The sequence below is a fragment of the Pseudomonas sp. KCJK8993 genome, assembly GCF_046230915.1.
In the GTDB taxonomy this organism is placed as follows: domain Bacteria; phylum Pseudomonadota; class Gammaproteobacteria; order Pseudomonadales; family Pseudomonadaceae; genus Aquipseudomonas; species Aquipseudomonas piscis.
Genome location: NZ_JBJJLO010000175.1, coordinates 1 through 8,413, shown reverse-complemented (window position 1 = coordinate 8,413; position 8,413 = coordinate 1). Strand labels below are relative to the sequence as shown.

7 protein-coding genes and 1 pseudogene are annotated in these 8,413 nt (G+C 58.4%); 6 read left to right on the top strand and 2 right to left on the bottom strand.

Annotation, left to right across the window (positions count from 1 at the left end; genetic code table 11):
* Nucleotides 1-195: 195 nt before the first annotated feature.
* Nucleotides 196-1,893 (bottom strand): cyclic peptide export ABC transporter, encoded by a 1,698-nt coding sequence (locus ACK6AU_RS30565; protein WP_185699866.1) that lies wholly within the window; start codon nucleotides 1,891-1,893, stop codon nucleotides 196-198.
* 507 nt (nucleotides 1,894-2,400) lie between these two features.
* Here ACK6AU_RS30565 and ACK6AU_RS30560 point away from each other — a divergent pair.
* Both ACK6AU_RS30560 and ACK6AU_RS30555 read left to right on the top strand, forming a co-directional pair.
* Nucleotides 2,401-2,751 (top strand): annotated as a pseudogene (locus ACK6AU_RS30560) (TolC family protein); the annotation flags it as partial.
* A 137-nt stretch (nucleotides 2,752-2,888) separates the two neighbouring features.
* Nucleotides 2,889-3,083, top strand: coding sequence for a hypothetical protein (locus tag ACK6AU_RS30555; RefSeq protein WP_185699865.1), 195 nt, complete (start codon nucleotides 2,889-2,891; stop codon nucleotides 3,081-3,083).
* 29 nt (nucleotides 3,084-3,112) lie between these two features.
* Here ACK6AU_RS30555 and ACK6AU_RS30550 read toward each other — a convergent pair whose 3' ends face one another.
* Nucleotides 3,113-4,117 carry a GlxA family transcriptional regulator gene (locus ACK6AU_RS30550; RefSeq protein WP_409303395.1) on the bottom strand — a complete coding sequence of 335 codons (1,005 nt, stop codon included), beginning with the start codon at nucleotides 4,115-4,117 and terminating at the stop codon, nucleotides 3,113-3,115.
* A 55-nt stretch (nucleotides 4,118-4,172) separates the two neighbouring features.
* Here ACK6AU_RS30550 and ACK6AU_RS30545 point away from each other — a divergent pair, with 55 nt between their 5' ends.
* The 4 genes from ACK6AU_RS30545 to ACK6AU_RS30530 form a co-directional block, all read left to right on the top strand.
* Nucleotides 4,173-4,997: an MBL fold metallo-hydrolase gene (locus ACK6AU_RS30545; protein WP_185699967.1), complete on the top strand. Its 825-nt coding sequence runs from the start codon at nucleotides 4,173-4,175 to the stop codon at nucleotides 4,995-4,997.
* A 93-nt stretch (nucleotides 4,998-5,090) separates the two neighbouring features.
* A complete protein-coding gene (locus ACK6AU_RS30540; protein WP_185699864.1) occupies nucleotides 5,091-5,516 on the top strand; it encodes an N-acetyltransferase in 426 nt (141 codons plus the stop codon).
* Nucleotides 5,517-6,059: 543 nt separating this feature from the next.
* Nucleotides 6,060-8,066, top strand: coding sequence for a neutral/alkaline ceramidase (locus tag ACK6AU_RS30535; protein ID WP_409303393.1), 2,007 nt, complete (start codon nucleotides 6,060-6,062; stop codon nucleotides 8,064-8,066).
* Between the two features lie 157 nt (nucleotides 8,067-8,223).
* Nucleotides 8,224-8,413 (top strand): hypothetical protein (locus ACK6AU_RS30530; protein WP_409303391.1); only part of this gene is annotated, 190 nt, incomplete at its 3' end.

Here is an 8,413-nt window from a genome sequence, read left to right as displayed (position 1 = left end):
GCTAGGAGAAGAGTAAAAGAGAAAGGGCTGTATGTCACCCCAAACCCGGACAATCGGCGGGCCTGTAAAAATTTTGTGAAATCGCCATCATCTATCTGATAAATATGGTTTTTTTAATCCAAAAAAAAGCACGAGGCCGACAGCCATGAAGGCTGTCGGCGTCGTGCGAATGGACGGTCTGTGGCAACGCCTGGATCAGGCGCGGCGATCCTGGGCGACGAGGCTTACATCGGAGACGATATGGCCATCGAGCAGCTTGATTACACGATCGGCCAATTGGAAGTATTGATCGTCATGGGTGATGATCAGAATGGTCTTGCCGCGGCGCTTGAGTTCCGGCAGCAACTCTTCATAGAAGAAGCGCTTGAAGGGTGGATCCTGGTCTGCCGCCCACTCGTCAAGCACATACACCGGACGGTCTTCCATGTAGGCACACACCAGGGCCAGGCGTTTTTGCTGGCCGTAGGACAGCTCTTTGGTCGTGGAATAACCCAGCCCTTCGATCTTGATCTTGTCGGCCAACCCCAGCGCGCCGAGGTACTTTTGCGCCAGATCCGGGTTGACCTCTTCGCCTTCCGGGCCAATCAACCGGTTGAACAGATGAAAGTCGCTGAACACCGCGGAAAACAGGTCGCGGTAATCGCTGCGGTTGTCATCATTGACGGCAACGCCATCGAGCAGAATCTGCCCGGACTGAGGCACGTACAACCCGCACAATGCCTTGACCAGGGTACTTTTGCCGCAGCCATTGCCACCGATGATGTAGATCAACTCACCGCGGTTGATGGTCAGGTCGACCGGCCCGAGGGCAAAGCCGCTCTCGGCGTCGGCACCGCGGTAGTTCATCACCACGCCTTTGAGGGTGATTTCCTGCCAGTGCTTTTTGTGCTCAAGGCGCAGGACATTGCTGGTTTCCGGCTCGCCTTGCTCGGCATGGTGCTCATTGATCAGGAAGCCGAAATCGGCCAGGCGGGTGATCGCAATCCGGCCCTGCGCGACCACCGGCATGGTGCTGATCAAAAGGCCCAGCGGCCCGAGGATGTACATCACGGTCAGGACGCTGGCGGTCAGCACCTGGCTGTCGGTGATGCTCAGTAGCGGCAAGGCAAACACCAGGCTGCCAATCAGCAGGGACTGAGTGACCAGCCCCATGTTTTCCGCGCCGAGGTACCACAGGTGCTCGATGAAGTTGAAGCGCGCTACCCGCGTCGACGATTCCTTGATCGCCGAACGGCCAAACCAGCGCCGACGGATGCCATTGAGCTTGAGTTCCTTGAGGCCAAAGACCAGACCGTGGGTATGCTCGTTGAAGGCCGTGAACTCATCACGCACACGGCCAGTGAACTTCACCCCGCCAAGGAACAAGAACACATACAACACGGCGCCCAGCGCCAATAGCGCCAGCGTCAACGCAAACACCGTCCATGACAGGTAGGCCAGGTAGGCCAGGCCGAACATGAACACCGTGGATTCCACCAGCATCACCGGCATCACCAACAAGGTGGCGTTGAGTTGCGGAATGTCAGTGGTCAACAGTGTCAGCACATTGGGTGGGCCGCGCCGATCGACTTCCTCAAGGGGCGAGGAGAGGATTTTCTGGCACAGCGCGATGCGCAGGCGCGTCATCAGCTTCATGTTGGCGTAAGCGGGAAACAAGGTCGCGCCGTTACGAAACGCCAGCGCCACCACGCTCAAGCCAACAAACCAATACAGCAGGTGCAAGCGCGACCCCTGCTCGTAAATAGCCTGGTTGACCACGTTAACCACCGCGATCGCCGCCACCCCACTGACGATGCCGGTGACCAGGGAAAAGAACGCCAGCCAGGGATGATTTTGCCAAAGCAGGCGCAAGACCGAGCCCGGCTTGGGCGGCTTCTCATGCTCTTTGTTCATGGACCAACTCCTCAAATACACGCAAGACCGGGCATGGCCCGCCAGACAAGCCGCTGCTACCGGCCCTGTTGCCGGCGCCGCCAAGTGTACGGACTGGCGCCAATTCGGCTGTCCCCGAAAGCTTGTACAACAGGTGAACCGACACCAATACACACCGCCGAGGCGGATGCCCTCCCGAATGTCCCCGCTTTCCATTGCAGACCGGTGCGGCATGACTGGGCCTAATACGGTCCCCAGCCGGACCCTTCAGGAGTGAAAGATGGCTGCAAGCCTCTCGGCACGGCCGGCGCCCCCGCCGACATCCCCGTACAACAAGCGAATCGCGCCACCGCCAACCCTCCCTGCCAGGAGATGAAGAGCTCGTTGCCGATTCGCCTGAATACGCGAACCCAAGGGGCCGCGGGCAAGGTGTCACGCGTTGCGGTGCACGAATGCACACGGGGATCGCGCGATGGCAGCCCGGCGCTGCGGGATACTGCGCTGCAATCCTTTACATGAGGCAGGCCAATGAACAAGTTTGCTTTCTCTGCGGTGGCGGTTGCAGTGGCACTGAGCGGGTGCTCACTGATCCCTGGCTACCACCCACCGGCAGCTCCGGTGACCATGCAATACCCGCAAGGCCCGGCCTATGCCGCCGCTGCAGGTACCGTCAGCGAAAACGTTGCTCGCCAGGGCTGGCGCACGTTGTTCCACGACCCCGCCTTGCGGCAGTTGGTCCAGAGCGCTCTTACCGAGAACCGCGACCTGCGTGTGGCGGCGCTGAATGTCCAGGCGTACCGCGCGCAGTACCAGATCCAGCGCGCTGACCTGTTCCCGGTGGTCTCGGCGACGGCGGGCGGCAGCCGCCAGCGGGTACCGTTCCTCGACGCACAGCGCTCGTTGTTTTCGTCACAGCAGGGGCTGATTACCGACCGTTCGGCGCAGTTGATCGTGTACACCGCCCAGGGCGGCGCATGGGCGCAACCGACCCGGCTGGCCGCTGCCGAGACGCGGCCATGAGTACCTTCGAGCCCGGGCAATATGTGCGCCTGCGCTCGGGGGGCAAAAGGATGCTGGTCAAACCGTCACTGGAGGCGACGCCATTGCCGCACTCCACCCTGGTGCTGTGTGAGTACGAAGAGAAAAAACGCACGGTGCAGGGGTTTTACATCGCCACCGACCTGAAGCTGGTGAGCGCCCCTCAAAAGTAAAGCCGCCCCGGCCCACAAAGTCGCCGCCATCAGAAACGAGCAAACCTCTGTCGATATTCAGTCGGCGTAAGCCCGGTCACCCCCCTGAACATGCGTCGGAGGTTGGAGTCACTGCTGAAACCCAGCTCTTCACAGATGGATTGGATCGACGCGGACGTCAGCACCAATCGTTCGCCTACCTGGCTAAGTTTGATGCGGCGCACGTAAGTGGCCGTGGCCAGTCCCGTTTCTGCCTTCACCTTCCGCGCGAGCGTCCGTTGCGACATGCGCAGAGCATCCGCAAGTTTTTGCACCGTGATCTGTTCGGCAGGTAGCGAATGCACAAGCGTATGCATGCGTCGCAGAATCTCGCCAGGCTGCTCGATCAGGCTCAACGACTGGAACGCATCATGCGTTTGCGTGGGGCGCGGGAGCACCATCAGCCGAATCAGGTCGTGCAGTGCCGTCTGGCTGACATGCGTCTCCAGCAACGCCTGGGCAATGGGCAGATAACCATTGACGCCGCTGGCCGTCGCGGTCCGCTCGTTGAAGATGCAGTGCTTTTCCATCTGCCAACGCGTGCCGGAGTACCGCTTGAGCAGTGTGTCGGCCAGCCACCAGGTTGCCGTGGCTTCTTCGCCAGCCAAACGCCCCGCTGCGGCGGCAAGAATGACGCCCGTGCAGTAGCTCCAGACTTTACAGTCCTTGCCAATCCGAGCGATGGCCCTGACCAGTTCCCTATTGGCGATAACGGCCGCTTCCGCCTGGCTAACAGACTCGGCCCAAAAGCCGGGAATCAGGATTGCATCGAGGGTCAGCTCGCAAATGCAGTGACTGGCCGAGAGCTTCAAGCCATGAGCGCACTCGACTGTCCCCCTTTGCGTGCTGACGTAGTGCGTCTCGAACAGTGCCGCCCCCGAGCGCCGGTTGGCGGCATGAAGCAGATCATTGAATGCCAGTAGGCCTGCGGGCATACAGTTGGGAAACAGGGTAAGACCGATTCGAAGTGTACTAGGCATGGCAGGAAATGAGTGAATTGTGGCTGAAGCCGCCATTATGGACGCATCATCTGGCGGGCACCATGAACCCATTATTGGGAAGAGGTTCATGATGAAGATTCGGCAGATCCGTAACGCAACCCTCATTCTGGAACTGGACGACAAGCGGATCCTGGTCGATCCGATGCTCGCCGGTAAAGGTACCCTTCCGTCGTTGAGGCTGTTTTCTTCCTGGCAACGGAACCCGATCGTCGAGTTGCCTGCCTCGGCGGAACAGGCCCTCGACACGGTCACTCACTGCCTGATCACGCACTGCCAGAAAGGCCATTTCGACCATCTTGATCGGGCAGCCATCGATTGGTTGATTTCACGAAATGTTCCGGTTATTTGCACTCCGCATGATGCTCCCTACCTGGCCAGGCGAAAGCTGAACGTTCAGCCGTTGGCGGAGGGACACCGTGATCCGGTCGCGTTTCTGGGCGGCCTGATTCGTACAGTGCGATGCACCCATGGTGGTGGGCTGGTCGGGCGCATGATGGAGCACGGTGTCGGCTATCTGATCGAATATCCAGGCGAGCCCAGCATTTATCTGGCCGGGGATACTGTATTGACGCAAACCGTTCGCGAATTCGTAATGCGCCATCAACCGCAGGTCAGCGTCGTCCCAGCGGGAGGTGCACGTTTCGATGTTGGCGGTGACATCATCATGGGAGTGGCGGATGTCCTGGAATTCGTCACCCTCAGCGAGGGCATCGTCGTTGCGAACCACCTGGAAGCTATCAACCATTGCCCTGTCACGCGACGGGAGTTAAGGAAGGCCGCCATCGACATGGGGGTTGCCCACAAGCTGCTTATTCCCGCCGATGGCGAGCGCCTAGAGGTTGGGTATCCAGCAGGACGCTCATTTCCGGCCAACGCTGCCCCTCAACTCATCTAAAGCCCAGACGGCTTGGTATATTCACGGCTTCACCATGGGATGACCGGAATAGTTGCTTGTCGCCCCAGTTACCCATTGCTCAGGGAGTGCGCCATGGCTGTAGAGATCCAGCTTTCAGAAAATGTGACGGAAGAAGAGCGGTCAGGAATTCTGACCCCATTGTTGGCCCATAACCTGGCCAATGGTGGAGACGATGCGCATGAAACATTTGCCCTGTTGCTACGAGATCCTGAGAGTAACGACGTCATTGGCGGGCTGTACGGCAAGATTTCTTATCGATGGCTGCTCATCGATCTTGTCAGCGTGCCCGAGTCGATGCGGGGCCAGGGGATCGGAGAACGGCTGATTCGCATGGCTGAAGAGGTCGCGCAGAAAAAGAATTGCAGGGGTGTCTGGCTGGAGACCTTCAGCTTTCAAGCGCCCGGATTTTACCAAAAACTGGGTTACTCCGAATTCGGACGCCTGGCGGATTACCCGCCGGGACATACCCGGCTGTATTTCCAGAAGCCGTTGTGCTGACAGCGTTTTGTATCTTGATTCGAGAGCTGCACTGGGTGGCAGTCACTCCTTTGGCCCTCGTCGTCGATGCCAGCCAAGGGACGGAAGCGGCCCCTCAGTTCTGCTCTTGGCGGTCCTTGCCCCCTCCATGGTTGATCCCCTGCAACACCGCGCCACCCATTCCGGATGGGGGCGCTGCCGTCGACGGCACCTCTAAAGTAGCCAGGGTTCAAGGCTGCGGCGCACTGCGCTAACCCAAACCAAGACCGCCTGGCATTCGGTAGCGCGTTCACATCGACCCGTTGCTTGATGGGGATACCTCCACTTCAACTACCGGCGAGGATCTTATCCTCGCGGACGAGACCGCGCTTCAGGGAGGTACTCAACAGTTGTCCGTAAGAGTCCCGTTTATGTCCGTAAATACCCCATCCCTCTGAACCGGACTGTTCTAGTTTCTACCAGCCCCTGATCAGCGGCTCGGTCTTCAGTGCCGGCTCGCTTGCAACGAGCCTGGCAACGCGGGGTGATCTTTTGCACACAAAAACAATAAACAGGGAGATTCAAATGAGTATCCGACGCTATCGTTCTGTTCTCGTTGTCATCACCTGCTTGTTATGTTCGACCGGCTTTGCTGGCGAACAACCTTATCGATTCGGCTTGGGCAAAGCCGATATTACCGGCGAGGCAGCGGAAGTCGGGATGATGGGATACTCCTCCACCGACCAGAAGACCGCTGGTATTCATACGCGGCAATGGTCGAGGGCGTTCATCATTGAAGAGGCGGCCACGGGCAAGCGGCTGGTATACGTCAACACCGACCTGGGCATGATTTTCCAAGCGGTGCAGCAAAGTGTCTTGCGCAAGTTGGAGAAGAAGTACCCAGGGATCTATAACGAAAACAATGTGATGCTGGCGGCCACTCACACTCACTCCGGTCCCGGGGGCTTTTCCCATTACACGATCTACGACTTGTCGGTGCTGGGCTTTCAGGAAAAGACCTTTAACGTGATTGTCGATGGCATCGTGCGTTCAATTGATCAGGCCCATCGACAGATGCAACCTGGTCGATTGTTTTATGCCAAGGGTGATCTCACCAATGCCAGCAAGAACAGGTCGCTGCTCTCTCACCAGCGCAATCCGGATGTCGCCGGCTACATAGACGGTATCGACCCGGAAATGACGGTATTGAAGTTCGTCGACCAACAGGGCGAGCTTGCCGGAGTCATCAGCTGGTTCCCTGTGCACGCCACGTCCATGACCAATAACAATCATCTGATTTCTTCTGATAACAAAGGCTATGCGTCTTACCACTGGGAACACGACATCAGTAAGAAACCGGGGTTTATCGCCGCCTTTGCCCAGACCAATGCCGGCAATTTGTCGCCCAACTTGAACTTGCGCCCAGGTTCCGGGCCGACCGAGAACGAGTTCGCCAATACCAAGGAAATCGGCCTGAGGCAGTTCAACAAAGCCTATGAACTGGCCACCGGGCCGACCGAGGAAGTGACCGGCGGGCTCGACAACCGCTTTCAGTTCGTCGACTTCCACGGCCTGACCATACGCCCTGACTACACCGATGGCACACCGAAGACGCTGTGTATCGCCGCTTTGGGCAGCAGCCTGGCGGCCGGCAGTACGGAAGATGGCCCTGGCCCACTGGGCATCAGTGAAAGCAATAATCCGCTGCTGTCTTTCCTCGGCGGCTTGCTCACCGGTGTGCCGTCCAAAGAGCTGAAGAAGTGCCAGGCTGAAAAACAGATACTGGCCGATACTGGCAACAAGAAACCCTTCCCCTGGACCCCCAATGTGCTGCCGATCCAGATGTTTCGCATCGGCCAGCTCGCCGTGCTGGGGGCACCGGCCGAGTTTACGGTGATGTCCGGTGTGCGCATTCGCCGGGCGGTACAAGCCATCGTCGCCCCCATGGGCATCAACCATGTGATCTTCAATGGTTATGCCAACGCCTACGCCAGTTACGTCACCACCCGCGAGGAATACAGTGTCCAGGAATATGAAGGCGGCTCGACGATCTTCGGCCCCTGGACCCAGGCCGCCTATCAACAGCTGTTCACCGACATGGCCAGCGCCATGCGTGACCAGCAGCCGGTCGCCAGCACCGCCCAGCCACCTGACCTGTCCTGCTGCCTGCTGAACTTCCAGACCGGTGTCGTCACCGATGCCCCCTACATCGGCACCTCGTTCGGCGATGTATTGCAGCAACCGGAAAAAATCTACCACCGGGGACAAACCGTGACGGTGGCCTTCGTCACCGGACACCCGAAGAACAACCTGCATACCGAAGACACCTTCCTGAGCGTGTACTACACCTCGGCCGACCCCGCCCGTGATAAACCGGCGATACGCGTGGCGACCGACAACGACTGGGGAACCAAATACCGCTGGGAACGGGTCGGTATTTCCGCATCGAAGGCGACTATTTCCTGGGATATTCCACAGGATGCCAAACCCGGCTTCTACTACATCAGCCATGGCGGTGATCAGAAGAATGTCTGGGGCACTATCAGTGCCTTTACAGGAACGACCCGAAAGTTTGAAGTAGTCGCTGATTGATCTTGGATTGGTAATAAGTTAATTGCTGCCGAGGTTCATCTTTGTTCATCAGGGATACTTCATTTGTAATACTTGTAACCTACTCTGCCGGCCATTGCCGTATAGGGCTTAATCGGCTCGAGTTCGACCACACACACTCTTTCTTCAGGGACCGACCATGCTTGACATCAAGGCGCTAGCCGCCAACATCGCCGCGCTTTCTCGATCTGCCAGCACGCTGTCGGAGGCGGAGCGCAAGCAACGCGCGGAAAACTTGATAGAGGAGATAAAAAGCGCTGTCGCCAAAGGGGCGAATCTGAACCAGGCCTATGCCTACACCCAGGAACTGACGCCGTACATCGAGCCCC